Origin of the sequence: Amycolatopsis sp. MtRt-6 (genome assembly GCF_017308975.1) — a bacterium.
Classification (GTDB): domain Bacteria; phylum Actinomycetota; class Actinomycetes; order Mycobacteriales; family Pseudonocardiaceae; genus Amycolatopsis.
The window spans coordinates 1-23,455 of record NZ_JADWPD010000052.1 but is presented as its reverse complement, the minus strand read 5'-3'; the positions used below and the strand labels follow the sequence as shown (position 1 = coordinate 23,455).

The 23,455-nt window shown below is 69.8% G+C and carries 24 protein-coding genes; 8 read left to right on the top strand and 16 right to left on the bottom strand.

Annotation, left to right across the window (positions count from 1 at the left end; genetic code table 11):
• Positions 1 to 125: 125 nt before the first annotated feature.
• The 4 genes from I4Q55_RS47350 to I4Q55_RS47335 form a co-directional block, all read right to left on the bottom strand.
• Positions 126 to 620 carry a nitroreductase family deazaflavin-dependent oxidoreductase gene (locus I4Q55_RS47350; protein WP_206797491.1) on the bottom strand — a complete coding sequence of 165 codons (495 nt, stop codon included), beginning with the start codon at positions 618 to 620 and terminating at the stop codon, positions 126 to 128.
• Positions 621 to 635: 15 nt separating this feature from the next.
• Positions 636 to 1,292, bottom strand: coding sequence for a TetR/AcrR family transcriptional regulator (locus I4Q55_RS47345; RefSeq protein ID WP_307793495.1), 657 nt, complete (start codon positions 1,290 to 1,292; stop codon positions 636 to 638).
• Positions 1,293 to 1,703: 411 nt separating this feature from the next.
• Positions 1,704 to 2,111 carry a cupin domain-containing protein gene (locus I4Q55_RS47340; RefSeq protein ID WP_206797487.1) on the bottom strand — a complete coding sequence of 136 codons (408 nt, stop codon included), beginning with the start codon at positions 2,109 to 2,111 and terminating at the stop codon, positions 1,704 to 1,706.
• A 16-nt stretch (positions 2,112 to 2,127) separates the two neighbouring features.
• Positions 2,128 to 2,457, bottom strand: coding sequence for a carboxymuconolactone decarboxylase family protein (locus I4Q55_RS47335; RefSeq protein ID WP_206797533.1), 330 nt, complete (start codon positions 2,455 to 2,457; stop codon positions 2,128 to 2,130).
• Between the two features lie 133 nt (positions 2,458 to 2,590).
• Between I4Q55_RS47335 and I4Q55_RS47330 the strand changes: the two genes are divergently transcribed.
• Positions 2,591 to 3,493 (top strand): helix-turn-helix domain-containing protein, encoded by a 903-nt coding sequence (locus I4Q55_RS47330; protein WP_206797485.1) that lies wholly within the window; start codon positions 2,591 to 2,593, stop codon positions 3,491 to 3,493.
• 875 nt (positions 3,494 to 4,368) lie between these two features.
• On the opposite strand, the gene I4Q55_RS47325 is transcribed toward I4Q55_RS47330, so the two are convergent.
• On the bottom strand, positions 4,369 to 4,782 hold the full coding sequence (locus tag I4Q55_RS47325; RefSeq protein ID WP_206797484.1) for an STAS domain-containing protein: 414 nt from the start codon (positions 4,780 to 4,782) through the stop codon (positions 4,369 to 4,371).
• A gap of 506 nt (positions 4,783 to 5,288) precedes the next feature.
• Here I4Q55_RS47325 and I4Q55_RS47320 point away from each other — a divergent pair.
• Positions 5,289 to 5,573, top strand: coding sequence for a hypothetical protein (locus I4Q55_RS47320; protein ID WP_206797483.1), 285 nt, complete (start codon positions 5,289 to 5,291; stop codon positions 5,571 to 5,573).
• A gap of 82 nt (positions 5,574 to 5,655) precedes the next feature.
• Here the strand turns inward: I4Q55_RS47320 and I4Q55_RS47315 are convergent, their stop codons facing one another.
• Positions 5,656 to 5,943, bottom strand: coding sequence for a hypothetical protein (locus I4Q55_RS47315; protein WP_206797482.1), 288 nt, complete (start codon positions 5,941 to 5,943; stop codon positions 5,656 to 5,658).
• Positions 5,944 to 6,467: 524 nt separating this feature from the next.
• Here I4Q55_RS47315 and I4Q55_RS47310 point away from each other — a divergent pair.
• The 4 genes from I4Q55_RS47310 (at position 6,468) to I4Q55_RS47295 (ending at position 8,765) form a co-directional block, all read left to right on the top strand.
• Positions 6,468 to 6,698: a hypothetical protein gene (locus I4Q55_RS47310; RefSeq protein WP_206797481.1), complete on the top strand. Its 231-nt coding sequence runs from the start codon at positions 6,468 to 6,470 to the stop codon at positions 6,696 to 6,698.
• 282 nt (positions 6,699 to 6,980) lie between these two features.
• Entirely contained in the window at positions 6,981 to 7,295 is a 315-nt protein-coding gene (locus I4Q55_RS47305) for an STAS domain-containing protein (protein WP_307793494.1), read from the top strand.
• Complete coding sequence (locus I4Q55_RS47300) at positions 7,292 to 8,230, top strand: sensor histidine kinase (protein ID WP_206797480.1); 939 nt, start codon at positions 7,292 to 7,294, stop codon at positions 8,228 to 8,230. Before I4Q55_RS47305 ends, I4Q55_RS47300 begins: the two co-directional genes overlap by 4 nt.
• 94 nt (positions 8,231 to 8,324) lie before the next feature.
• Positions 8,325 to 8,765 (top strand): ATP-binding protein, encoded by a 441-nt coding sequence (locus I4Q55_RS47295; protein ID WP_206797479.1) that lies wholly within the window; start codon positions 8,325 to 8,327, stop codon positions 8,763 to 8,765.
• A gap of 399 nt (positions 8,766 to 9,164) precedes the next feature.
• Here I4Q55_RS47295 and I4Q55_RS47290 read toward each other — a convergent pair whose 3' ends face one another.
• The 4 genes from I4Q55_RS47290 to I4Q55_RS47275 form a co-directional block, all read right to left on the bottom strand.
• Entirely contained in the window at positions 9,165 to 9,506 is a 342-nt protein-coding gene (locus I4Q55_RS47290) for a hypothetical protein (protein ID WP_206797478.1), read from the bottom strand.
• 32 nt (positions 9,507 to 9,538) lie between these two features.
• On the bottom strand, positions 9,539 to 10,135 hold the full coding sequence (locus I4Q55_RS47285) for a hypothetical protein (protein WP_206797476.1): 597 nt from the start codon (positions 10,133 to 10,135) through the stop codon (positions 9,539 to 9,541).
• A 189-nt stretch (positions 10,136 to 10,324) separates the two neighbouring features.
• Positions 10,325 to 12,142, bottom strand: coding sequence for an amino acid transporter (locus tag I4Q55_RS47280; RefSeq protein WP_374194550.1), 1,818 nt, complete (start codon positions 12,140 to 12,142; stop codon positions 10,325 to 10,327).
• 278 nt (positions 12,143 to 12,420) lie between these two features.
• Positions 12,421 to 13,086, bottom strand: a complete 666-nt coding sequence (locus I4Q55_RS47275; RefSeq protein ID WP_206797473.1) for a TetR/AcrR family transcriptional regulator C-terminal domain-containing protein — start codon at positions 13,084 to 13,086, stop codon at positions 12,421 to 12,423.
• Between the two features lie 67 nt (positions 13,087 to 13,153).
• On the opposite strand from I4Q55_RS47275, the gene I4Q55_RS47270 reads away from it, so the two are divergent.
• Positions 13,154 to 13,972 (top strand): alpha/beta fold hydrolase, encoded by an 819-nt coding sequence (locus I4Q55_RS47270; RefSeq protein WP_206797471.1) that lies wholly within the window; start codon positions 13,154 to 13,156, stop codon positions 13,970 to 13,972.
• A gap of 144 nt (positions 13,973 to 14,116) precedes the next feature.
• On the opposite strand, the gene I4Q55_RS47265 is transcribed toward I4Q55_RS47270, so the two are convergent.
• The 5 genes from I4Q55_RS47265 to I4Q55_RS47250 form a co-directional block, all read right to left on the bottom strand.
• Complete coding sequence (locus tag I4Q55_RS47265) at positions 14,117 to 15,529, bottom strand: aminotransferase class I/II-fold pyridoxal phosphate-dependent enzyme (protein WP_206797469.1); 1,413 nt, start codon at positions 15,527 to 15,529, stop codon at positions 14,117 to 14,119.
• A gap of 162 nt (positions 15,530 to 15,691) precedes the next feature.
• Positions 15,692 to 17,623 carry a potassium transporter Kup gene (locus tag I4Q55_RS47260; RefSeq protein ID WP_307793493.1) on the bottom strand — a complete coding sequence of 644 codons (1,932 nt, stop codon included), beginning with the start codon at positions 17,621 to 17,623 and terminating at the stop codon, positions 15,692 to 15,694.
• Between the two features lie 127 nt (positions 17,624 to 17,750).
• Positions 17,751 to 17,978: a DUF5808 domain-containing protein gene (locus I4Q55_RS47255; protein WP_206797468.1), complete on the bottom strand. Its 228-nt coding sequence runs from the start codon at positions 17,976 to 17,978 to the stop codon at positions 17,751 to 17,753.
• A 231-nt stretch (positions 17,979 to 18,209) separates the two neighbouring features.
• A complete protein-coding gene (locus I4Q55_RS49945; RefSeq protein WP_242548005.1) occupies positions 18,210 to 18,365 on the bottom strand; it encodes a hypothetical protein in 156 nt (51 codons plus the stop codon).
• Positions 18,326 to 19,765 carry a sodium:proton antiporter gene (locus I4Q55_RS47250; protein ID WP_242548004.1) on the bottom strand — a complete coding sequence of 480 codons (1,440 nt, stop codon included), beginning with the start codon at positions 19,763 to 19,765 and terminating at the stop codon, positions 18,326 to 18,328. The genes I4Q55_RS49945 and I4Q55_RS47250 overlap by 40 nt, the downstream gene beginning before the upstream one ends.
• A 136-nt stretch (positions 19,766 to 19,901) precedes the next feature.
• Between I4Q55_RS47250 and I4Q55_RS47245 the strand changes: the two genes are divergently transcribed.
• Entirely contained in the window at positions 19,902 to 23,027 is a 3,126-nt protein-coding gene (locus tag I4Q55_RS47245; protein WP_206797465.1) for a BTAD domain-containing putative transcriptional regulator, read from the top strand.
• Here I4Q55_RS47245 and I4Q55_RS47240 read toward each other — a convergent pair.
• The gene (locus tag I4Q55_RS47240) at positions 23,005 to 23,364 is read right to left on the bottom strand and encodes an ABC transporter permease (RefSeq protein WP_307793492.1); all 360 of its coding nucleotides are present in this window, start codon (positions 23,362 to 23,364) and stop codon (positions 23,005 to 23,007) included. The two genes, I4Q55_RS47245 and I4Q55_RS47240, sit on opposite strands and share 23 nt — an antisense overlap.
• Positions 23,365 to 23,455 lie beyond the last annotated feature (91 nt).

Genomic DNA, 23,455 nt, shown 5'->3' with positions numbered 1-23,455 from the left:
TCGGAAAGTGTTGGTGCGCAAGCACGACCGCTGCCGTGTGAGCTCGAGTTCACCACCGCTCGCCGGGCAGGAGCAATGACAGCTCCGGTATCACGGTGGTACCCCACCGGTATCAACGCTTCCGGTCAGCGCGGAGTGAGCACCACGACCGGGATTTCGCGCTCGGTCCAGGCCTGGTACTTCGCGAAGTCGGCGTACAGGTCAACCAGACGCGGCCAGAGATCTTCGCGCTCCTCCGCCGAGGCGACCCGCGCGAGAACGGGAACGCCACGACGCCCCTTGAGATGGACCCGCGTCTCGGGATGCGCGACCAGGTTGAAGTACCACTGCGGGTGCTTCGGCAGGCCGCCCTGGGAGGCGACGATGACCAGGTCCTTGCCGGAGCGCAGATACAGCAGCGGAGTGGTGAACAGCCGACCGGACTTGCGGCCACGGTGTTCCAGCAGCAACGTCGGGACCGGTTTGCGAAACGCGGCCCCGATCCGCCACGTGCTGCCGACCCGGCCGTTGGTCAGCCGGAAGATCGCCACCTGCGCCTTGGCCGCGTACTTGATGACTTTGGCGGTGACCGGCGAGTCCAACCCGTTGGGTGCCTCGTCGGGCAAGGAAAAGCGTGTCACGAAGAGTCTCCTCTGCTAACTGGCCCGGGTGGACGGCCCGGCGAGAACGGAGGCCACGACGTCGATGAGGTCGGCGACGACCTCCTCGTCGCCCCAGGTGGCCGAGTCCTCACCCAACAGGCGCCGAGCCCGCTCGATGTCGCCCAGGACGTTCAGGGTCAGGTTCATCGCCTGGGTCAAGCGGAAGTTGAGTGTTCTGGTCGCGACGCCCGGGCACAGCCGCCCCAAGTGCTCGACGAAGGCGGCGTTGCGCTGGAAGAACGATGCGGAGATCGTGTCCAGTCCCGCGTCACCGGTGGCCAGCAGGTGCCCGACCAAGCGGATCCAATGCCCGCCACCGGAGGCGAGCACGGCGACGACCGGCTGCACGAACGCGCGAGCCAGCTCGTGCGCGACGAACTCCCCCTCGGGAAGCTCCAGCAACACCGCGTCGCGCTCAACGGCCACCTGGTCAAGCCGACTACGCAGTACGGCCTCGAGCAGGCCCTCCTTCGACCCGAAGTGGTAGTGGACCGACGCCACGTTCGTTCCGGCCGCCTGCATCACGGTGCGCAGCGAGACCGCCCCGACACCCTGTTCGGCGAACAAGCGCTCCGCAGCAGCGATGAGCCGCTTCTCAGTGTCGGTCGCAGGACTTCCCGAGCCCGCTGCGTGGGCAACCTGGGAGGGCACAGGGCAGACTCTATCAGTTGTTTGTATCATTTGATAGAACCTTCAGTTCGTGAGCCCCCGGGCGCGACAGCTTGCTGGTCGACACTCGCTGTACGGGTAGCGGACACTGGGGCGGGTGCGTAGCTGATCTCGGAGGCGGTCAGGCCTTGCCGGCCCAGGGTGCGTTGCTGCGTGAGAGGCTCCGCCGGAAGTCCTGGACGTCCGCGACGAGCCGGTCCGGGGGCGCTACGCCTGTGGCAACGACACGGCCTCGATGACCGCCTCCGAGTACCCCGGCGCCGGATGCCGGATCGGGGCCGGGGTGGTTTCGGCTACTTGGCCGCGCGGCACGCCTGCGGGCGCGCTCGCGACGCTCGATGCGATCCGTGACGTGGGCAACCGAGGGGTCTTTCCGAAGCAGGCCGTGGCTCGTCAGTCGTGGTGGGCGGCGTGGTATTGCTCGTCGGTGACGGGTTCGAGCCAGGTGGTGCCGTCGCCGCCTTCTTCGGGGCCTTCGAGCATGGCGAGGTGGCTCATGCAGGTGGTGTTGGTGCTGCCGTGCCAGTGTTCTTCGCCGGGCGGGGTCCAGACGGTGTCGCCGGCGCGCATGCGGATGACCTGGCCGTCGCGGTTGACGACCAGACCGGCGCCCTCGGTGACGTGCAGGGTCTGCCCGACGGCGTGGGAGTGCCAGTTCGTGCGGGCACCAGGGGTGAACCGGACGACGGAGGCGACCAGGCGCGACGGCGGCTCGGGTGTCTTGATCATGGTGAGGTAGACGTCGCCGGTGAAGCGCTCGGCCGGGGTCTTGACGGTTTCGCCGAGGGGGATGAAGTCCACGGTGTTCTCCCTGGGGTCAGTTGCGGAAGACTTGCTTGGCGACGGCCATGGCGGCCATGGCCTGGGGCCAGCCGGCGTAGAAGGCCAGGTGGGTGATCGCCTCGATCAGCTCGGCCTCGGTGTTGCCGTTCTCCTTGGCCAGGCCGAGGTGGAAGACCAGCTGTTCGGTGTTGCCGTTGGCCGCCAGCGCGGCGACCGTGACGAGGCTGCGTTCCTTCGGCGTCAGCTCGGTGCGCTTCCAGACCTCGCCGAAGAGCACGTCGTCGGTGAAGTGCACCAGCGCGGGCGCGAAGTCGCCGAACACCTTCTCCGCGCCGGACGGTTCCGGACGGGTGTCGGTCATGATGTCCTCTCCCTGATCTCGTTCCTGTGCCGTCACCCCCGAGGGAACACCGGCTCACGCGGGTGCGGGAGGTCGCGTCGTTCCGGGTTCCGGCAGAACCCCCTTCGCGTGCCGGGCCCGTCGTATCGTGGAGGGCGTGAACGCCAAGAGCACCGAGGTCCGCGACTTCCTCGTCACCCGCCGGGCCAAGATCACGCCCGAGCAGGCCGGGCTGCAGCACTACGGTGGCAACCGGCGGGTGCCGGGCTTGCGCCGCGAAGAGGTCGCGATGCTCGCCGGAGTGTCCGCCGACTACTACACGCGCGTCGAGAAGGGCAATCTCGCCGGCGTCTCCGATAGCGTCCTCGACGCGATTGCCGGGGCGCTGCAGCTGGACGAGGCCGAGCGGGTGTACCTGTTCGACCTCGCCCGGGCCGCCAACGCCGCCGGGCGGCCGCGCACGGCTGCCGGGCAACGCCGGCGGTCTCCGCAGCGGGTCCGGCCGGTGGTGCAGCGGATCCTCGACAGCATGGCCACGACGGCCGCGTTCGTCCGCAATGGACGGTTGGACATCCTGGCCACCAACCCGCTCGGGCGGGCGCTGTATTCGCCGGTGTTCGACAGCCCGACCCGCACCAGCGAGGCCGCGCTGCCGAACCTGGCCCGCTTCGGCTTCCTCGACCCCGCCGCCCGCGACTACTTCCCCGACTACGACAAGACCTGCCACACCTCGGTGGCCATCCTGCGCACCGAGGCAGGCCGGGACCCGCACAACCGGGACCTGACCGACCTCGTCGGCGAGCTGTCCACCCGCAGTGAGGACTTCCGCACCCGCTTGGCCGCGCACGACGTCCGGCTACACCGGACCGGGACCAAGGAGTTCCGCCACCCGGTCGTCGGCGAGCTCACGCTGGACTTCGAAGCGATGGAGCTGTCCGCCGACGCCGGACTGACCCTCACCGCCTACGCCGCTCCGCCGGACACGCCGTCGGCGGAGCGGCTGCAGCTGCTGGCCAGCTGGGCGGCCACCGAATCGACAACGGGTGCGGGCTCAGGCTGAACGGGCGAAGGAGCGGCTGAAGCCCTGGCCCGACAGGTCGCCGCCTGCCTGATTCCGGTCCAAGGCCGCGATCCGGGTCATTTGATCGTCGCTGGACCAGCCAGCGCAGGATCACCTGCGGCACGCTCTTGCCATGGGCGGCAGCGATCTCGGCCAGCAACGGATCGCTGAGGATGTCGGCGTTGCCCTGGCCCAGAGGCGCCAGGCCTGCAGCGGTGCCGTGCTCGGAAAGGAGTTCCTGCGTGCGGATCTCCTGGTTGAACGGGGTGCGTCTCCCGCTGGTTCACCGCCGGGGTGACCCCGGTGGTGGGTGACGAGGTCGAAATAGCGGTCCTCGAAGAAGTTCGACACCCCGATCGCGCGGATACGGCCCTCGTCGAGCAGGTCTTCCATGGCCCATCAGGCGGCGTAATAGGCGCCGAAGGGCGGATGGATCAGGTACAGATCGAGGTAGTCCAAGCCGAGGTTGTCCAACGAGACCTGGAACGCTTTCTTGGTCTGTTCGTAAGGGCAAGCTGGTCATCTTCTCCAACATGCTGTGGCTCGCCGGGATCGTGGCCGTCGTCGCGCTCAGCTCCGCGGTGGGCTCGTGGGGCGTGCTGGGCGACGGGATCATGTTCGCCCACCTACTGGCCGCGTCGGTCGTCGTGCTGGTCCTGCGGATGACGCTGCGGGAGTCGGCGGAATGGGCGAGCGCGCGGCGCGCAGCGCAGCGACGGCGTATTGATCAACGTCGTTCGGTGGTAGCTGGTCACAGCCGGCCGAGACCATGGTACGGGCCGGCGGCTACAGCACGTCGCCGCGTAGCCACGGTGAACCCGGTGTCGACGGTGCCGAGGTCGACGTGTTGGCCAGGCCGGTTGGGCTCGGCAGGGTCAGCGGCGATGGATCCGGGACAGGGCGGCGGCGGCGACGGTGGGGACAATGCTGAGCAGGCTGTCGGCGCCGGATAGCCGCAGTGGTCTGCCGACAGTGTCGGTGTCGGTCTCCAGGTCGGCGACGACGAGCAGCCGGGTTCCGGCGCTGTCCGCGTCACGCGAGGCGCGGAGAATGGTGTTGATCCCGCCGGAGTCCAGGAAGGTCACGGCGGTCAAATCGAGCACTGTCGCGCCATGGTGCTCGGCATGTTCGGCTTGGGGAGTGAGTGCGGCGGCGAGGTCGTCGACGGTCAGCAGATCGACTTCTCCGGCCACGGTCAGCACCTCGACGCCGTCGAGCCGGCGGCGGTCCACAGTCAGCGAGTCAGGCGGCGGCCCGGCGGCGGATTCAGGGCGATCATGGTGCGGCACGGCACCAGTGTCGCTCAACCAGAAGGGTTCCGCCCACTGCAGGACGCCGCTCTGCCGGCTTGGCTGGTGCCCAGGGAAGGACGGGCACGTCCACTAGCGGCGCGATGAACGACCCCGCCCCGTGTGGCCGCCCGAGAACTCCCTCGAATGGACCCCTTTCGGGAAATATCCTCCCCCTTTGTGATCCAGCCCGACAAACCAGTCGGAGAATAAGTGACGCTCCGGCAACACGGGCGTTCCGTGGCCTCAGCGACATCGGGGATGTTTTACTGGCGCCGCTAGTTTGTCGGAACCTGCTGCGTGGCGCGGGTTGAGCAGTTCATCGACGACTGAGGTGCCATTGATCGCCCGGATTAATGGTGCGACGGGGGACGAGGGACGAGATCCGCAGTGACGGGCCCCATTCGTCGGTATGGTCGGGATGGAATGGGGGCCGCTGGGAACCGGCGGCGATCGTGCTGGGGGCGGGACCGTGGCTGTCCCTGCCGAGCGACAAGGAGCCGGCATTGACCGAGGAGGGCACCGACCACGTCCACGTCGAGGTCCACGAGCCAGCCGAGACCTGGGATGACCTGGCAATCGAGGGTGTCGTGGCGGTCTACCGCAACACCAAGACCGGCTCGTATCGGACTGCGGTGGTGTACGGCTTCACCGCCGACCGTTGCGCACTCGTTCTGGACACCGACCTCGGCCATGGCCTGACCACGGTCCACCAGGCCGCCCACGAGGACGAGAGGTCCGTGCGGCTACACCTGATCGCATCGCCGACAACACCGGACCCGGTACGGTGACGCGCCGCTCGACAGTGCGCCGACCACGCCCTCGCCCGATCACGCCGACGCTGCGCCCCGCCGCGGGTGCGGGTGCGGGTGGTCAGGGTTCGTTGCGGTGGTCGAGTTCATCGGCGAGGATCTGCTCGAGTTGGCGGGCACGGTGGCGCCACCGCCAGATCGCGACCAGCACCAGCCCGGCGGCCACCGTGGCCACCGCGGCGAGTGGCGGGGCCAGCGACCCGACGATCGTGTCGACGGGCACGACCGCGGTCGCGGCGAGCAGCAGCACTGTCAACCGCCGCGCCCCGGCCCGGTCCGCAGGACGGGCGTGCCCGGCGGTGTAGGCCCACGGGGCCAGGCCGAGCCGGCGCGCAGAATCGGCACTCATCAGCGTGCGCTCTCCTTCCACACCGGCCGCAGCGACGTCGAGGGTGACGCTGCGTCGTCCCAGTGCTGCTATGACGGTCGCGGCAGCCCCCATCTGGGTTACCGGTGCACACGCAATGCACCCGAACGGCCGAAACTGACTCACGCGACCGGGTGGCCCGGGCACCGCGGTGCTCACGTGGGTAGATCGAATCATCGACGGTCGCCGCGCGGGGCGGCACGGGTCTGCGCGATTGGGATGATGGCGGGCAACAAAGGCGCCGTGAACAGCACAGCACGGGACTCGGGCACACGGATGTGGAGGTGGCGACGACCGCCACGGCCGCGGTGTTCACCGTCACCGGCGGCAGTCCCGCCGTCGCCGCCGCGGTCTGCCCGCGGGTCTGGCCGGGCCCTCGCGCTGGCTCCGCGGGACGTGTCGGTCGTGATTGACCGGATCGCCGAGGTCATGGCCACGCCGCGGTACTGGGTTGCCCGCCGCCACCACGCCCCGGCCGCCGCGGCAGCGCCGAGGACTGGTCACCGGTGACCGAGGTCGCCGGGTTCGCCTGCCTCACCGGCCCGGTCGACACCTGGGATCCCGCCATCGCCCACCTCGGATACCGGCCAGTCACCTGCTTCGCGGTGTCTCTGCCCGACGTGCGGGGCCTGCGCATCCGCCTTTGCGCCCACCACGCCGCCGGCCAGGTCCCGCAGGACACCACGGCCGCGATCGGGGTCGGCCACGGCGGCCGGCACCGGGCAGGCTCACCCTGATGTTGGCCGGGTCGGAGAGGCGAGCACGATGCGTGAGATGGAGGACGATTCCTGGCTCCGGCCATAACCCCGGTCACGATGACCTGGCAGTCCGGCCGAGTGAGTGAGTACACCGCCGACAGCGACGAGCTCGCCGCCCCCGCGGAGGCCATGCCAGCCTGCCAACCGGGAATGGTGACCGCTTCGGGCCGCCAGACCGGACGGGCCGATGGCACTTGACGGCCGGCATGTCGCGATTCTGCTGGACTGCCGATGCCGGCTGCCCCGTCGTAGGCTGCCGGGGTGACTGATTCGCATCGCAGCCAGTTGCAGGTGGTCCGGCTGCCGGATGGTGGTGGGGTGCGGGTGATCGGCGATGTCGACCTGAGCACCCGCGACATCTGGCAGCGCGCGCTGGAGGTGGCGACCGCGACCGATGCGGCGACCCGGCTGGACCTGTCCCAGTTGTCGTTCATCGACGCCCGCGGCGCCGCCATGCTGGTCGCCGCGGCGCCGCTCACGCTCGCCCACCCGCCGGCAATCCTCCGTAGGATGTTGACACTGCTGTACCCCGCCGCGCCGGCGCAGATCGTGATCGAAGAACTGGAAGTCTCATGAGCACGCCCGTCGAGACACGCGGTCGCGAGCCGTTCGTGCATCCGGCCCTGTTCTACCGGGACGCCGACGAGTACCTGGCCGGGACCGTCCCGTTCATCCGGTCCGGGCTCGCCGCGGGGGAGCCGGTCGCCGTCTCGGTCCCCGAGGCCAACCTCGCCCTGCTGCGCGCCGGACTGGGCGCTGACGCCGACCAGGTCCTGCTGATGGACATGAGCGTCGCCGGACGCAACCCCGGCCGGATCATCCCCGGTGTGCTGCGCGCCTTCGCCGACACCCACCCCGGCCGGCACGTCCGCATCATCGGCGAACCGATCTGGCCGAACCGGAGCGACCACGAGTACCCCGCCTGCGTCCAGCACGAAGCCCTGATCAACCTGGCGTTCACCGGCCGGGACGTCACGATCCTCTGTCCGTACGACACCCAGAACCTGCCCGCGGTGGTGCTGGCCGACGCCGAGGCGACCCATCCGCTGCTGATCGACAGCGACGGTGAGCGAGCCAGCACCGGCTACGACCCCGAGGCGATCATCGCCGGCTACAACCGGCCGCTCCCCGAACCCGCCGGTGCCGCCGAACTCACCGTCGACACCACCAATCTCGCCCAGGCCCGAAGCCTCGTCCGCACCCACACCCAGCGGGCGGGCTTGTCCGAGGACCGGGCCGCCGACGTGGAACTGGTGGTCACCGAACTGGTGACCAACAGCATCGACCACGGCGGCGGCGCCGGCCGGTTGCGGATCTGGACGGCCGACGGGCATCTCGTGTGCCAGGTCCACGACCGGGGCACCCTGACCGACCCGCTGGCCGGGCGGCACCCGGTCCCACCGGAGGCCCACCGCAACCGCGGCCTGCTGCTGGTCAACCACCTGTCCGACCTGGTCCGCCTGCACACCGGCACCGATGACACCACCATCCGCGTCCACTTCCGGCTCTGACCGGGGAAGGGGGTGGCCTCGGCGGGTGAGACGTTTGCGCGGTGGCTCGTGGGGTACGCAGAATCGATGAGCAAGGTCACGGAGAGCCAGCCCGGTGCGTGGTGACCACGTCGACGGTGCTGCCGCGCCCTGGGTCATCGACCTGCGCGGCACTGATCGCTCCGCCCTGGCCCGGATACGCCGATGGACCGCCCGGGCCCTGCCCCACCTCGGCACCGAGCACCTCCACGACGTACTGCTCGTGATCAACGAACTGGCCGCCAACGCCTACCTCCACGGCGGCGGACCGGTCCGAGCCCGCATCACCGCCTTGACCACGCCGTGCTGGGTAGTCGTCGAAGTCGACGACCTCTCATCCACCCACCCACTCCCTCCCGCCTCTCGGCCGAGCCACTACGACGCCTCCGGGTACGGCATGTCCCTCATCCACGAGCTCGCCGACACCTGGAGCGTGCACGACAACCCAGGCTCCGACGGAAAGACGATCTGGGCACGGCTCTCCTGCGGCAACCGCGCCCGAGCACCCTGCCCCTGACAACGATCGATTCACCCCCCACCGTCCACCGGCACACCGCGGTCCAGAGGTCACCGGCCCTCCGGCATCACCGAGCGACGACACGAAATCCGCGAATTCTGGTCGCCGGGACTGCCGATCAACCGGCCTGGCCGGCCGCCACTGCCGCGCGGCCACCCGTGAACCGAAGGTAGGTTCTTTGACGACAGCAGGCTGACGCTGCTGCGGTCGAGCCTGGCGAGCTGACCGAGTTGTTCGAGGTTCTGGGGATCTACGCCCGCCGGGTGCCACACGACCCGTTGTCGGCGTCGCAGGTTCGGGTCCTGACGGTGCTGGATCGCCACGAAGGCATCGATCTCAGCGCCCTCGCCGAGCTGCTCGGGACGACCCCCGCCGCTGGCCAGCCGCCTCTGCAACCGCCTACAGGCCGTCGGCTTCCTCGAACGCACCGCCAGCCAGCACAGCCGCTCCGAGGTGTCCCTGCGACTGAGTGACCGCGGCCGCGCGCACCTGAGCCGTGTCCATGCCCGTCGGCAAGAACATGTCGCGGCGGTGCTCGGATCCACCCCGCCGCTGACGAGCCGGCTCTGCGACCGGCTCGAAGCCGTCGGCTTCCTCGAGCGGCTTCTGATCAAGGTTGCGTGACGCAGCACTAGCTGGGTCTTTCAGCTCAGGCTGAGGCGCGTTGACGGAGGTTTCTGCGAGGGCTTCCCATCCCGCAGAGCCCAACCGTGGGGCGGACCCGGTCGGCGCGGTGCTCATGGCTCATCCGTGCCGAGCGGTGCGTGGTCCCCCTACCCTTCCCGGTTCGACCAGGACAGGAAATCCGACCAGAACGCTGCTGTGGCGGCAACGACGTGCCGCTCCTCGTCGGCTCTGCCCTGCGGGCCGCCGAACTCCTGGTGCACGTAGTCGATGAGGTCGTACCCGTAGGGGATGATGTCGGCGCCGCGGATCGACAACACCGGGTGAGCGAATGTCGCCTGGCCCGCGGGCAGGTAGCGATGGGAGTAGACCGGAACCAGCTGCGGCACTGACGCCAAGTGCGCCCTCGCGCCGGCTACGGCGTCGGTCTGCCGGGCAGGGCGCGTGCCCCAGCTCGGATGCCAGAAGTCCGCCTCCGCCACCGCGAATACCACGTCCTCGACCGGTCTGTCGAGCCAGGAACGAAGCTGTGCGGCGTTGCCGTGGCGCCAGTCGGGCCATGCCCCTCCCGTGGGCAGCCCCGCCGCGAGAAAAGCGCGGTGGTCGTCGGCGAACGCGAACCCGAACCGCGCTTCGATACCGGTCAACTCCTGCTCCGTCAACCCTGGGCGGATCTCGGCGCGTCCGAGCCGGGCCAGCAGGCGTGCGGCCTTGGCGCCGAGACTCACCCCGGACGGATTGATCATTTGTGCAGGTTACAGCCCCATGGCGTGCAATCAGGGCCCAAGAGCTGCGAGTTCGTCGACGCGCAGAAGATGTACGACGCGCATTGGAGCGATCGTCAGCACCGCACTCGCCCCGCTCGACATGGGAGGACCAGCCTGGACCGTCAGCAGACCGAGCCGATTACCGGGTCAACGTTCCGAGATGCGGCACTAGCCGCCGACGTGGATGCCGGGACGGCGGGCGGGGTTGTCCTCGCTGGTCCGCAGGATCTCGCGGACGACCGGGGCGGTGTCGCCGCGGCCGAGGATGAGGTAGCGGAACAAGTGCCCGAGCGGGTTGCCTTCCGACCACTCGAAGTGACACTGCGGCAGCACTCCCGTCGCGTCGCGCAGCGCCAGGAGCACGGCGGCGATCGCGTTCGGCGCCGCCGGGCTGTCCGTCCGCAGGATCCGGTACCCGTCGACCTCCACCCCGCGCACCTTCAGCACGTTGCTGAACTCCGACGGATCGACCACGTCGATCTCCAGGAAGAGCACATCCGCCGTGCCGGGCAGCGGGTTCATGCCGCGCTGCTCGGCCTCCTTCGCCGAGTACTCCGCGAGATCCCCGCCTTGCCGCCGGTTGGCGATGATGTGCAGCGCCCCGTCGTTGGCGAGCGAGTCGGTCACGAACCGGCGGGCCGGCTCGTCGAACTCGATCCGCTCCGCGCGCAGCTCCGTCGTCCGGGACACCCGCGAAACCAGCGACACCACAATGATCCCGAGGATGAACAACGCCGAGATCGCGATGCCGTCGGGCTTCTCGATGACGTTCTCGACCAGGGCGTAGAGCAGCACGAGCGACAGCACCGTGAAGCCGGCCGTGGCGGCGTGCTGCTTGTGGCGCACCGCCGAGATGGTGACCGCGACCGCGCCGGAGACCATCATGGCGAGGATTCCGGTCGCGTAGGCGCCGGCTTGGGCGTTGACGTCGGCGCCGAACGCGACCGTGATCAGGACACTGATCACGGTGTAGACCAGCACGACAGGCCGGACCGCGCGGCCCCATTCCGGCGCCATCCCGTAGGAAGGCAGGTACCGCGGCACGATGTTGATCAGACCGGCCATCGCCGACGCCCCGGCGAACCAGAGGATCAGCACGCTGCTGATGTCGTAGACCGTCCCGAAGACTTCGCCGAGTTCCTGGTGCGCGAGGTAGGCCATGGCGCGTCCGTTCGCCTCGCCGCCTTCCCGGAACTTCTCGGCGGGGATCAGGACGGTGGTGATGAAGCTGGTGGCGATCAGGTACACCGACATGATCAGCGCCGCGAGGGTCAGCAGCTTGCGGGTGTTGCGGATCCGCGACTCGAGCCGCTGCTCGTCGGTCTTCCCCTCGGCCGCGACCAGCGGCATCATGCTGACCCCGGTTTCGAACCCGGACATCCCGAGCACGAGCAGCGGGAACGCGATCACGGCCGGCCCGACGATGCCGGTGAACCCGCCGCCGCCCGAGGTGAGCGCGTCCGTCCAGCGGGACAACGCCGCGGTGTCGGAGAACAGGTCGGCGCCGGCCACGACGACGACCGCGGCGTTGAGCAGCAGGAAGACGGCCACGAGCGGGATGGCCACACCGACCGCCTCGCTGAAGCCCAGGAGGAAGACGCCGCCGAGGATCAGCAGCAGCACCACCGTGATCAGCACCGCCTGCCCGTGCAGGAACCCGGGCATGAGCGGGTTCTCCAGCAGGTGCACGGACGCGTCCGCCGAGGACAAGGTGATGGTGATGATCCACGACGTCGCCACGAACCCCAGCAGCACGAGGACGAAGAGCTTGCCGCGCCAGAACGGCAGCAGGTCTTCCAGCATCGCCACCGAGCCCTGGCCGTGGGGGCTTTCCCGGGCGACCCGCCGGTACATCGGCAGCATCCCCAGCAGGGTCAGCGCGACGATCAGCAGCGTCGCCAAGGGTGACAGGGCGCCTGCGGCGAGCGCGGCGATCCCCGGCAGGTAGGACAGTGTCGAGAAGTAGTCGACGCCGGTCAGGCACATGACCTTCCACCAGGCCTGCGGCTTGGCGTGGTCCTCGGCCGCTTCCGGCCCCGGCGGGGACACCCGGTGTTCCAACAGCCACCGCACCGCCCGCCCGGACGGTGGCTTCGACGTCACGGGGCTGTCGACGACGTCCGGAACCGCGAACTCAGGTGGTGTGGTGCTCAAGCTACGACTCCCCGATCGACGGCATGCTGCACTCGCAGTCGCCAACAATGCCCGATTTGCGCCTGGCACGGCGCACCACCCCCGTGACAAGGTCAAAGCCTTCGTCTTGGCTACTCCGGCATCCGTTGCGGGTTGAGCGTCGCAGTTGTGCCCTCGATGAGCGTGCGGAGGCCGTGTTCGAAGGCGTCATCGCCGGTGGTGGTGCCACCTTCGCGGATCGCTACCAGCAGCGGGGCCGACGCGTCCCCGTCGAGCAGGCCGGCCAGCGTGGCAAACGGGTCCGCCGGGTTCTCGGCGGGTTCGCGGGGCTTGGCCTGTTCCAGCAGGACGAATCCGTTGACGTACTGCGAGATGGTGGCGATGGTGCGCAACGCGAGGACCGGAGTGAAGCCGCGGTCGACCAGGGCGGACAGCTCGTCGTTGAACATCTGGATGGTCGCCGGGCTGAGCCAGGCGGCGCCGGCGACGATGCGGGCGCCGTCGCGGTGGGCGAGCAGGGACCGGCGGTAGGCGCGGGCCCGGCGGGCGAGCCAGTCCTGCCACGGTTCGCCGTCGCGGGGTGGGCCCATCCCGGCGGCCACGATGATCGCCTCGGCCATGCCGTCGAGCAGCTGCTGCTTGCTGCGGATGTGCCAGTACAGCGCGGGAGACTGGACACCGAGTTCGGCGGCGAGCCGGCGCACCGTCAATCCGTCCAGCCCGACATCGTCCAGCAGCCGCAACGCTGTCTCGATCATCGTGTGCCGGGTCACGCCGGGCCGCTTGGTCGCGCACATCGGTTGACACCTTAGCAGCGCTAAAGTCATCCTTAGCACAGCTAAGGCAGCGTGGACGGGAGACGACATGGACACCATCACCTCGGCCGACGGCACCGATGTCCACGTGTACGACGAAGGGCGAGGCCCGGCCGTGCTGTTCATCGGTCCCGGGCTGGACGACGGGACCAGAACCAAGAACCTCGCCGGCCTCCTCGCCACCCGGTTCCGGGTCGTACGCCTGCATCGCCGGCAGTACCGGATGGACCTCAAGGCCAGGGGATCGTGCTCGATCGCCGACGAGGTCGACGACGTTCTCGCGGTCGCCGCAGCGGTCGGCGAGCCGCTGATCGTCTACGGCCACTCCTCCGGCGGCGTAGTCGCACTCGAAGCCCTCGCGGCATCCGCGCGCTCGTTCGCCGGCGCGGTGATCTTCGAGCCCGCCGCGGTGACCAGCCGGCCGCTGGGCGGTGAGAACGGCGAGGTCACCGCCCGAGCGCGCGCCGCGATCGCCGCCGGCAAACCCGGCACCGCCCTCACGATTTTCATGCGGGACACCGTCGGCCTGCCAGCGTGGCAGGCTCGGTTGGCCGGCGCGCTCAGCGCACTCGTTCCGCACTACCGCGAACTCGTACCCGCCCAGATCGACGACCTCGAAGCCCTGGACCGGCTCGGTGTTCGCCTCGACACCTACGCTCAGGTCGCCGTTCCCACCCTGCTGCTCGGCGGCGATCGCAGCCCAGCGCATCTCACCGAACGGCTCGACGCCATCGAGCACGTGATGCCTCAGGCCGAAAGGGTCGTGATGCACAACCGCGACCACGGCGCGGATCTGAAAGCGCCGAAACTCCTCGCCGGCATCATCGAGACATTCGCCGACAAGGTACTGAACACCCCGAGTAGCTAGACCTCGATGTCGGACCCCATGATCAGCAACGCCCCCACGATGCGCCCTTCAGGAGAAACGCTCCATCCTCAGAAGCCACGTCAGGTGTGGCTGCTGTTCCAGCACGACGCGGTGGACAAGGGGCTGACTACCGAGTCTCTCGGGTCACTGAACGCGACTGAAGGCGTCTTCGGCGGACCGGATCGCCGTATCGAGGATGTCGACCACACTGTCGGCGTCTTCGGCCGTGTGATCGGCCATGGCCTGCAGCCGGAACCGCGCGAGGTTGGACGCGACCGCGGGCGGCTCGGCGAGGTTGGTGATCAGGCCGTGCTCGCCGACCAACCGCCAGGCCAGCCGCGCCGTGCGGGTCGAGCCGATCAGCACCGGGATCACCGGGCACACGACATTGCCCATGCAATGCAGCCCCCGATCGGCGAGCCCCAGACGGATGCGTTCGGCCACCTGACGCACCGAAGCCCTCCGCTGTGCGCCTTCGGCGGAACGGATGATGCGCAACGCCTCGAGCGCGACCCCAAGCTGGACCGGGGTCAGCGCGCTCGAGAAGGTCTGCGGGCCGCCGTAGAGCCGGACGTGCTCACGGACCGTCGCGGATCGGGTCACCAGGAACCCGCCGGTCGTGGCGAAGGACTTCGAAAAGGCACCGACCACCAGGTCGACCTCGTCAAGCACCCCCTGCGCGCCCAGCTGCCCGAGACCGTCCGGCCCGGTCGCGCCGAAGTCGTGCGCGACGTCGACCATGACCACCGCGTCGAACTCGCGGCAGGTCCTGATCAGCTCCCGCAAGTCCGCGGCGTCGGAGTCCATCGAGAAAATGCCCTCGGTCACCACGAGAATCGCATTCTTCGTATCGATGCTCCGGATAGCCTGGAGGTGCGTTCGGAGCGAAGAGTTGTCGAGATGCTCGAAATAGGTGACATTCCGAGTGCCCGCGTCGGCGCCGTGCCGCAGCGAATTGTGGGCGAGCTTGTCCAGCACCACGTGGTCATACTTGCCGATCAGGGATTGGATGGTGCCGTATCCGGCAGCCCAGCCGGTCGGGAACAGCAGACCGTGCTCGAAGCCGAGCATGTCCGCCAGGCCATCGCTCAGCTCGGTGCTCAGCGGGTTGCCGCCGTTGAGGCCCAGCGCCCCCGCCGCGATGGGACCGTAGTCACGCAGGGCCTTTGCGGCCGCATCGTGGACGCGCGGATGCGTGCTCAACGACAGGTAGTCCTGGCAGCCGAAGTTGAGACCCTCGGTCCTCCGGCCGTCTTCGCCGACCGCGACGGCGCGTGTCGTCAATGGGGTACAAAAGCTGCGGAAATACGGCCACACGCCGTGCCCGGCGCGCTCCTGCTGCCACCGCAGCATGGGCGCGTCACGGTTCAGCAGATCGGTCCCGCGGATACGCGCGAAGCGGTTCGAGTCGGTCTGCAACACAGAATCGCTCGCATGTGCCACTGCGTCGTCCACGGGGAACCGAGCAGGAACCTCTTCGTGGGAAGGCAGCATCGACGGGCTCACCGCCATGTGGATCGTCACCTCTATCAGGATCGTTGTCTTCGACGCGTCCACTCTCATCGACGATCGGGCACTTCGACAAGTGGTGACACCGCAAGGAAAACGTAATGAGTTCGGCATTCCGTTCCGCGGAATGCGGATAAATGCACAGAAGCTCGGTCTCGCCGATCAAGCGGTGCTGCTCATGGCGATCGACAGGAGCAGATGCGCCGGCCGTCAGACGTCGATGTGGGAGCCCATGATGACCGTGCGGTCGCGGGGCAGGCCGAAGTACTCCGCGGCGTCCGCGGTGATGTAGGAGGTGGCGATGAACAGCCGCTTGCGCCAGCCCGCCATCGTCGGCTCCGGGCCACGCTGCAGCTCGATCTTCGACAGGAAGTAGGACGCTTCGCCCAGCTGCAGCCGTCCTTCGGTCTGCGCCGGGTCGAGCCGCGCGAGCGCAGCCGGGACGTCCGGGGTTTCCATGTAGCCGTGGCGGGCGGTGACGAAGACGATCCCGTCGTCGGTGGACCCCAGGTCTTCGACGGTCACCCGTTGCTCGACCGGCACCCGCGGCACCGGCTCGGTCTCCAGCGACAGGATGACGACCTGTTCGTGGCGGACGTGGTTGTGCTCGGCGTTGGCCCGCAGCGCCAGCGGCGCGGTCTTCCCGCCACGGTTCAGGAAGACGGCCGTGCCGGGGACTTGCTGCACCGGTGTTTCGCGGAGTCCCGCGATGAACTCCGGGAGCGAGCCTTCGCGGCGTTCGCGCTCGGCGGTGACGATCCGGCGGCCGCGCTGCCACGTCGTCATGATCGTGAACGCCGTGAGGCCGATCAGCAGCGGCAACCAGGCCCCGTGCACCAGTTTGGTCAGGTTGGCCGCGACGAACAGCAGGTCCACGACCAGCAGCACACTCGCGCCGAGGCCGATCAGCCAGGCCGGTGTCCCCCACCTCGACCGGGCGATGTAGAAGAACAGCAGCGTCGTGATCGTGATCGTGCCGGTGACCGCCATGCCGAACGCGAACGCCAGCGCCGCGGAGCTGCGGAAGGCGAACACCAGTGTCAGCACCGAAACCATGAGCAGCCAGTTGATCCACGGGACGTAAATCTGGCCCCGCTCGGTCTCCGACGTGTGCGCGATCCGCAGCCGCGGCAGGTACCCGAGCTGGGCGGCCTGAGCCGCGACCGAATACGCGCCCGTGATCACCGCCTGGGACGCGATCACCGTCGCCGCCGTCGCCAGCACCACCAGCGGCAGCCGCGCCCACGACGGCACGAGCAGGAAGAACGGGCTGCTGATGTTCGCCGGGTTCTCGAGGATCAGCGCGCCCTGCCCGAGGTAGCTGAGCACGCAGGCAGGCAGGACGAGGAACAGCCAGCCGCGGGTGATCGCCCGCCGGCCGAAGTGGCCCATGTCGGCGTACAGCGCTTCGGCACCCGTCACCGACAGCACCACCGCCGCGAGCGCGAAGAACGCGATGTCGAAGTGACCGGCCATGAAACCGATCGCGTACGTCGGCGAGAGCGCCTTGAGGATGTCCGGGTGCCCGGCGATCCCGGCCACGCCGAACCCGCCGACCGTCACGAACCAGGCGATCATCACCGGCCCGAACACCCGGCCGACAGCGGCGGTTCCCCGCCGCTGCACGAGGAAGAGCCCGATGATGATCACTGCGGTGATCGGGACGATCCAGTCGTCGAGGCCGTCGGAGACGACCTTGAGCCCTTCGACCGCGGACAGCACGGAGATCGCCGGGGTGATCATGCTGTCGCCGAAGAACAGCGCGGCTCCGAAGATGCCCAGGCCGGCCAGGACGACGGCGGCGCGCCGGCCTCGTTGCGCGCCCCAGCGGCGCAGCAGGGTGATCAGGGCCATGATGCCGCCTTCGCCGTCGTTGTCGGCGCGCATCGCCAGCAGCACGTAGGTGACGGTCACGATGATCATCACTGACCAGAAGATCAGCGACACCACGCCGAAGACGTTGGCTGTGCTCACCGGCACCGGGTGCGGGTCGGCTGGGTTGAACACCGTCTGCAGGGTGTAGATGGGGCTGGTGCCGATGTCGCCGAAGACCACGCCGAGCGCGCCGATCACGAGCCCCAGCCGCACCACGTCGCGCGCGGGCGATGGCGTGCTCGCCGCCGTCGTCGTTTCCTGGCTCACGTGCCCCTCCTCCTGCCAGGCAACCGAAACGCCTGGCGCATCGAGGCGCGACCCTACCGGTCCACTGTGGCCGAACGCCGCCCATCGCGGCGGGATCGAGGGGAGCTTTACGCGTATTAACGAAACTTTAGCGCCGACGGGCCCGAACGTACCGGATCGGATGAACGACCCAGTAGAAGTTCAAGGTGTATCCCCAGCCGAAAGTCTTCGGCGTCCACAACCGCGGATCGCCGGAGTTCCACACCCGGGCCCGGATCCGCTCGGCGGTGGGCGAGCGCCAGTCATAGGGCAACCCGGCCGCGCGGCCCTGGGGCGGCTCGACCGGCCGCTTGCCGTCGTCGTCGGTATCGGCCATGACCACCACCTTCCCGGCACCAGAGTCCACCCGGGCGAGATCCGTGGTCAAGACGGCGTCAAGGTTACGTCGGCGGGCTCGCCCGGCCGACAGGCTAGATCCATCCTTTGTTCCATGGGTGATCTGTGGTGGGCGTTGACGCTGATCGGCAGCTTCGTGCTGGTGGCCATCCTCCTGCGGCTCACCGGCACGTGCCTCGAAACCCACGACGACGATCCCCGGTGACTCCGCTCAGTCCTCGAGCCCCGCGTATTCCAGGTCCAGCAGCCGCTGGATGCGCCGCCGGGTGCCGTCGGTGATCTCGCCCGCCTCGAACAGCCGCGTCAGCTCGGCCGCTTCGACGTCGATCAGCTCGCGCCGTAGGGCGCGGTAGTCGATTCCGCGCACCCAGTCCGCCGCCTCCTCGCCGGTGTCGCCGCGGATGTGCTCGAGCCGCGCCTGCCAGCCCGCCCGCAGCTGGTCGACCACGAACGCCGGCGCGGACTCGGTCTCGGCCAGGTGGTCCAGGTGGGACAAGCCGGCTTCGGCGAGCTTCCGGCGTGCAGTGCCGTATTCGGTGCGCAGGTCGGCGGGGTCGAGGGCATCCCCGCTCGGCGGACCAGCGGTGCCAGTGTGAAGCCCTGGACCACGAGCGTCAGCACGATCACCGCCGTCGTCAGCACCAGGACGAGATCACGCGCGGGCAGTTCGGAACCGTCCAAAGTGGCCACCGGCAGCGACAGCGCCGCGGCCAGCGGCACCACCCCGCGCGCGCCTGCCCAGGAAACGACCGCGGGTACCTGCCACGAGATTCGGCCGTCCACCCGCCGTTGCCGCAGTGCCGAGAGTACGAACACCAGCAGCAGCCGCGCCAGCATCAGCGCCGCGGCGATGGCCAGGGCCTGCAGCAGCCACCATGCGCCGTCGCCGGCCACGCGGCGCACCAGTGCGGGCAGCTGCAGGCCGATCAGGCCGAACACGACGCTTTCCAGCAGGAACACCACGGTTTGGTACACCGCGCCGACCTGCAGCCGGATCCGTGCCGTCGTCAGCCGCTCGGCCTGGGTCCCGAGGATCACGCTCGCCACCACGACCGCGGTCACTCCCGACCCGCCGACCGACTCCGCAACGACGTATCCCGCGTACGGCGTGACCAGCGAGATCACCGTCTCCAGGACCGGGTCCTCGGTGCGCCGCCGGATGAGGAACGCCCCGAGCGCGGTCAGCACGCCGACCGCCACGCCGCCCCCGGCGAGTACCCCGAACTCGGTCAGCGTGCGGCCCCACGACGCGGCCCCGCCGGCGACGGCCAGGAACAACGCCACCCGGAACAGCAGCAGGCTGGTCGCGTCGTTGAACAGGCTCTCGGCCTGGATCAGCGCCTGCACCCGCGGCGGCAGCGCCAGCCGCCGCGCCAGCGCCGTCACCGCGACCGGGTCGGTGCTCGCCAGGATCGCGCCCAGCACGAACGCCATCCCTACCGGCAAGGGCGTCACCGCGACCGCGATCCCGATCACCGCCGCGGCCGACAGCAGCACCAGCCCGACCGACAGGACCGCGACCGGCCGCGCGACGGCGCGCAGGTCGCGCCAGGGCAGCTCCTCCCCCGCGGCGAACAGCAGGGGCGGGAGCACGACGAGGCTGATCACCTCGGGCGTCACCTGCACGGCCGGGACGCCGGGCAGCAGCCCCACGACGACGCCGACGACGACCAGCAGCGAGGGCGCCGGAACACGCCACCGCCGGGCGAACGTGGCCACCACGGTCGCCACGACCACGAGGAACAGTACGGTTTCCACCCCGCGCATCAGCCGGTCCTTCCGATCCGAGATCCGGATGCCGACCAGACTTCCCGGCGCGCCGGGATCAGCCTACGCGACGCGCGCACACGACCGTGCCCGCCGATGCGCGTCCACTCCGACGAACCCCCACTAGCCTGAGGCGGTGACGATCGAGCTGGTCCTGCTGCCGCGGGTGGCCTACCGCGGCCGGGAAATCACCAGCCCCCGCCTCGGCGGCCTGCTCGCCCTGCTCGCCGAGGACCTCCGCACCGGCGCGAGCACCGCCCGCCTGATCGAAGGGCTCTGGCCGGACGAGCGACCGGAACACCCCGCCAAGGCGCTGCAGGTGCTCGTGTCCCGCACCCGAGCCCAGCTCGGCCACGACGTCATCGAAGCCACGCCGTCCGGCTACCGGCTCACCCTGGCCGAGAACCAGGTGGACACCGGCGCACTCGTGCTCAGTGCGACTGCCTGCGCCCGATTGTCCCGCGACGGCGACCACGAAGCCGCGCTCGCCCAAGCCGAGACGGGCCTGGCGCTCTGGACGGCGCACGACGACCCGGGCAGCGCCGATCCGCTCAGCGCGCTGCGGACGGCCCGCGCGTCGACCAGCCGGTGGCTGGTCCGAGCCCGCGCACTGTCCCGATCGCGGCTGGGCCGAGCCGCCGAGGCGGTCGACGAGCTCGCCGAGCTGATATCCGAACGACCGCGCGACGAGGAACTCCTAGGAGAACTGCTGCGCAGCGAAGCGGCGACGGCCGGGCCTGCCGCCGCACTGGCCCGGTACGAGGACTACCGGCGCAAGGTGCGCGACGAGCTCGGCAGCGACCCGGGCCCCGCGTTGCGCGAGCTGCACCAGCAGCTTCTGCAGGGCGAAGCACCCGCGGTCCGCCACGGCGTCGCCCACGAGCCGAACCCGCTGCTCGGCAGGGACACCGACCTCGCCGCCGTCGCCGGGCTGCTGCGGACGTCCCGGGTCACCTCGATCGTCGGCGCGGGCGGCCTGGGCAAGACCCGGCTCGCCCACGCCGTCAGCCGCCGGGCCGAGCAGCGGATCGCGCACTTCGTGCCACTCGCCGGGATCACCCGTGACGAAGAGGTCGCCGCCGAAGTCGCCTCGGCGGTCGGTGGTACCGACACGGGAGGGCCGCCGGGCAGCCGCCCACCCGCCTCACGCGACGCCGTGACCAGCATCCTCGACGCGCTCGCCCCCGGCCCGGCGCTGCTGGTGCTCGACAACTGCGAACACGTCGTGCGCGGTGTGGCCGACCTGGTCCGTGCGCTCGTCGCGCTCAGCGCCGACCTCCGGGTGCTCACCACCAGCCGCACTCCGCTCGCGCTTTCCTCGGAAGCGGTCCATGCGCTGCCGGAGCTGAGCCCGGTGACCGCCGCCGAGCTGTTCCGGCAGCGAGCCCGCGCCGTCCGCCCGGACGTCGACCTCCCCGACGAGGCCGTCGGTGAGCTGTGCACGCACCTCGAAGGCCTACCGCTCGCGATCGAGCTGGCGGCGGCACGCACCCGGGTCATGTCGGCCCCCGAGATCGCTCGTCACCTCGACGACCGGTTCGCCCTGTTGCGCGGCGGCGCCCGCGACGCACCGGCCCGCCACCGCACGCTCCACGCCGTCATCGACTGGAGCTGGAACCTCCTCGACGAGCGGGGACAGGCCGCCATGCGCGCCCTGTCGGTCTTTCCCGGCGGCTTCACCGCCGACGCCGCCCGGCACCTGCTCGGCGACGACGCGGTCGACCTGCTCGACCAGCTCGCCGGCCACTCGCTGCTCAAGGTCCAGGACGCGCCGGCGGGCACGCGGTTCCGGATGCTGGAGACGGTCCGCGAGTTCAGCGCCGCTCGCCGCGAGGAAGCCGGTGAGACCGAGAAGTCCACGACCGGCTTCCTGACCTGGGCCGTGGACTTCGCCCTGGCCCACCACGAATCCCTCTTCGGGGCCGACCTCGTCCCGGCCATGCGCCGGGTCGGTGCCGAGCAGGACAACCTGGTGCACGCCCTGCGGCTCGGCATCGACCACCAAGACGGAGCGGTCGTGGCGGCGACCGCCGCGGTCCTGGCCGGCCTGTGGACCTTCGAGTCGAACTTCGGCCGGATGGCCGCGCTCGTCCAGGACACCACCTGGCTCCTCTCGCACTTCCGGCCCGAGCCCCGTCTCGTGGCCGGGACCCGCGCGGCTCTGGTGCTGAGCGCGGTGAACAGCTTCCTGTTGCAGGGCCCCCGGCCCACCCGCTCGCTGGTCGCCCTCCGCCGCCTCCCACCCGCCGCACCCGGCACCCTGGTGCACGCCGCCGAAACGGTGATCCGCGCCGTGGCTGCGGCGGACTTCGCCCCGTTGTTCGCGTTGTGCGGCGACGACGATCCGCTCGTCGCCGGGCTGGCCGAGGGTGTCGCCAGCTACGCGTGGTCGGCGCTCGACGATCCTGAGCGTGCTCTGGCCGCGGCCGAGCGCATGGTCGCCGTGTTCGACGACCGGGAGTCGCCGTGGCTGCGCGCCGTCGCCCACGCCCGGGTCGGCGAACTGTGCCTGGAACTCGAGCGCGGTGAAGATGCACGGCGAGCGATCAGCACCGTGCTCACGGTGCTCGACGAGACCGACACCTGGCCCGGCGCCGCCCGCATCCGAGGTGCACTGGTCCTGGCCAACCTGCAGACCGGCGCGATCGACGAAGCGGAACACTGGCTCGAACAAGCCATGCTGACCGGTGGCAGTGAGGTCGCCGGAGCGTCCATGGTGGACGTCGGCGCTCGTGCGGAGATACTCCTTGCCCGTGGCGACACCGACACGGGCCTGCGCCTGTGGCGGCAGGCCGCCGAACGGCTTCGGTCCACAAAGGACACAGGTCCCGGCGCGGACGGCTGGGCGCGGGAGACCCAAGCCGTCACCGTGGTCGCCCACGCCCACCACGAGCGCCTCGACCTCGTCACCGAGATCACCGACGACCTCCCTCGCGCGCTACCCAGTCTGCTCGAAGACCCGGGGACGTCGGTCCCGGTCTGCGGAGCCCTGCTGCTGGCGCTCGCCCTGACCGACCTCGATCGTGCGGAGACGCCCGGCGAGCGCTCCGCGGCGGTGCGCATGATCGCCCTCGCCGAGCGTTTCCGGTACGTGCGGGGCTTCCACCCGACGATGTCCTCGGCCCGCATCCGCGGTGTGGCCGAACAGGCTGATGAGCCGGCGTACACCGACGCGCAGTCGGAGTACGCCGGCCTCGGCCGCGACGAGCTTCGAGCCGCGGCCATCGCGGCACTCGCGCTCAGGCCGCGGGATCGCGCCTGAACAACGCCCGCGCCCAGACGTAGCCGGCCAGGGCGAAACCGGTGCACCAGGCCACGGCGATCCACGCGCTCCCGCTGACGGAGGCGCCGAGCATCAGCCCGCGGAGCGTGTCGATGATCGGCGTGAACGGCTCGTTGCGAGCGAACCAGCGCACGGCCCCGGACATCATGTCCGTGGGCACGAACGCGCTGCTGAGGAACGGCAGTACCTGCACGAACAGGATGAACAGGTTCGCGCCTTCGGCGTTCTTCGCCGCCAGCCCGACCGCGACGGCCAGCCAGGTGAGGGCGAAAGCCAGCAGCTGTCCCGCCCCGGGTTTGATGGAGACATCGAACACCCGGAGGATTCACGGTTATGGCGGCACCACGGAAGTACCCCGACGAGTTGCGGGAGCGGGCGACGCGTCTGGTAGTCGAGGCCAGGCGGGA

Coding starts and splice junctions, on each gene's coding strand:
- I4Q55_RS47315 (WP_206797482.1), bottom strand. CDS start 5,943: ATGAGTGCCGATTCTGCGCGCCGGCTCGGCCTGGCCCCGTGGGCCTAC.
- I4Q55_RS47300 (WP_206797480.1), top strand. CDS start 7,292: ATGAGCACGCCCGTCGAGACACGCGGTCGCGAGCCGTTCGTGCATCCG.
- I4Q55_RS47290 (WP_206797478.1), bottom strand. CDS start 9,506: ATGAGCACCGCGCCGACCGGGTCCGCCCCACGGTTGGGCTCTGCGGGA.
- I4Q55_RS47285 (WP_206797476.1), bottom strand. CDS start 10,135: ATGATCAATCCGTCCGGGGTGAGTCTCGGCGCCAAGGCCGCACGCCTG.
- I4Q55_RS47280 (WP_374194550.1), bottom strand. CDS start 12,142: ATGTGCCTGACCGGCGTCGACTACTTCTCGACACTGTCCTACCTGCCG.
- I4Q55_RS47275 (WP_206797473.1), bottom strand. CDS start 13,086: ATGTGCGCGACCAAGCGGCCCGGCGTGACCCGGCACACGATGATCGAG.
- I4Q55_RS47270 (WP_206797471.1), top strand. CDS start 13,154: ATGGACACCATCACCTCGGCCGACGGCACCGATGTCCACGTGTACGAC.
- I4Q55_RS47255 (WP_206797468.1), bottom strand. CDS start 17,978: ATGGCCGATACCGACGACGACGGCAAGCGGCCGGTCGAGCCGCCCCAG.
- I4Q55_RS47250 (WP_242548004.1), bottom strand. CDS start 19,765: ATGCGCGGGGTGGAAACCGTACTGTTCCTCGTGGTCGTGGCGACCGTG.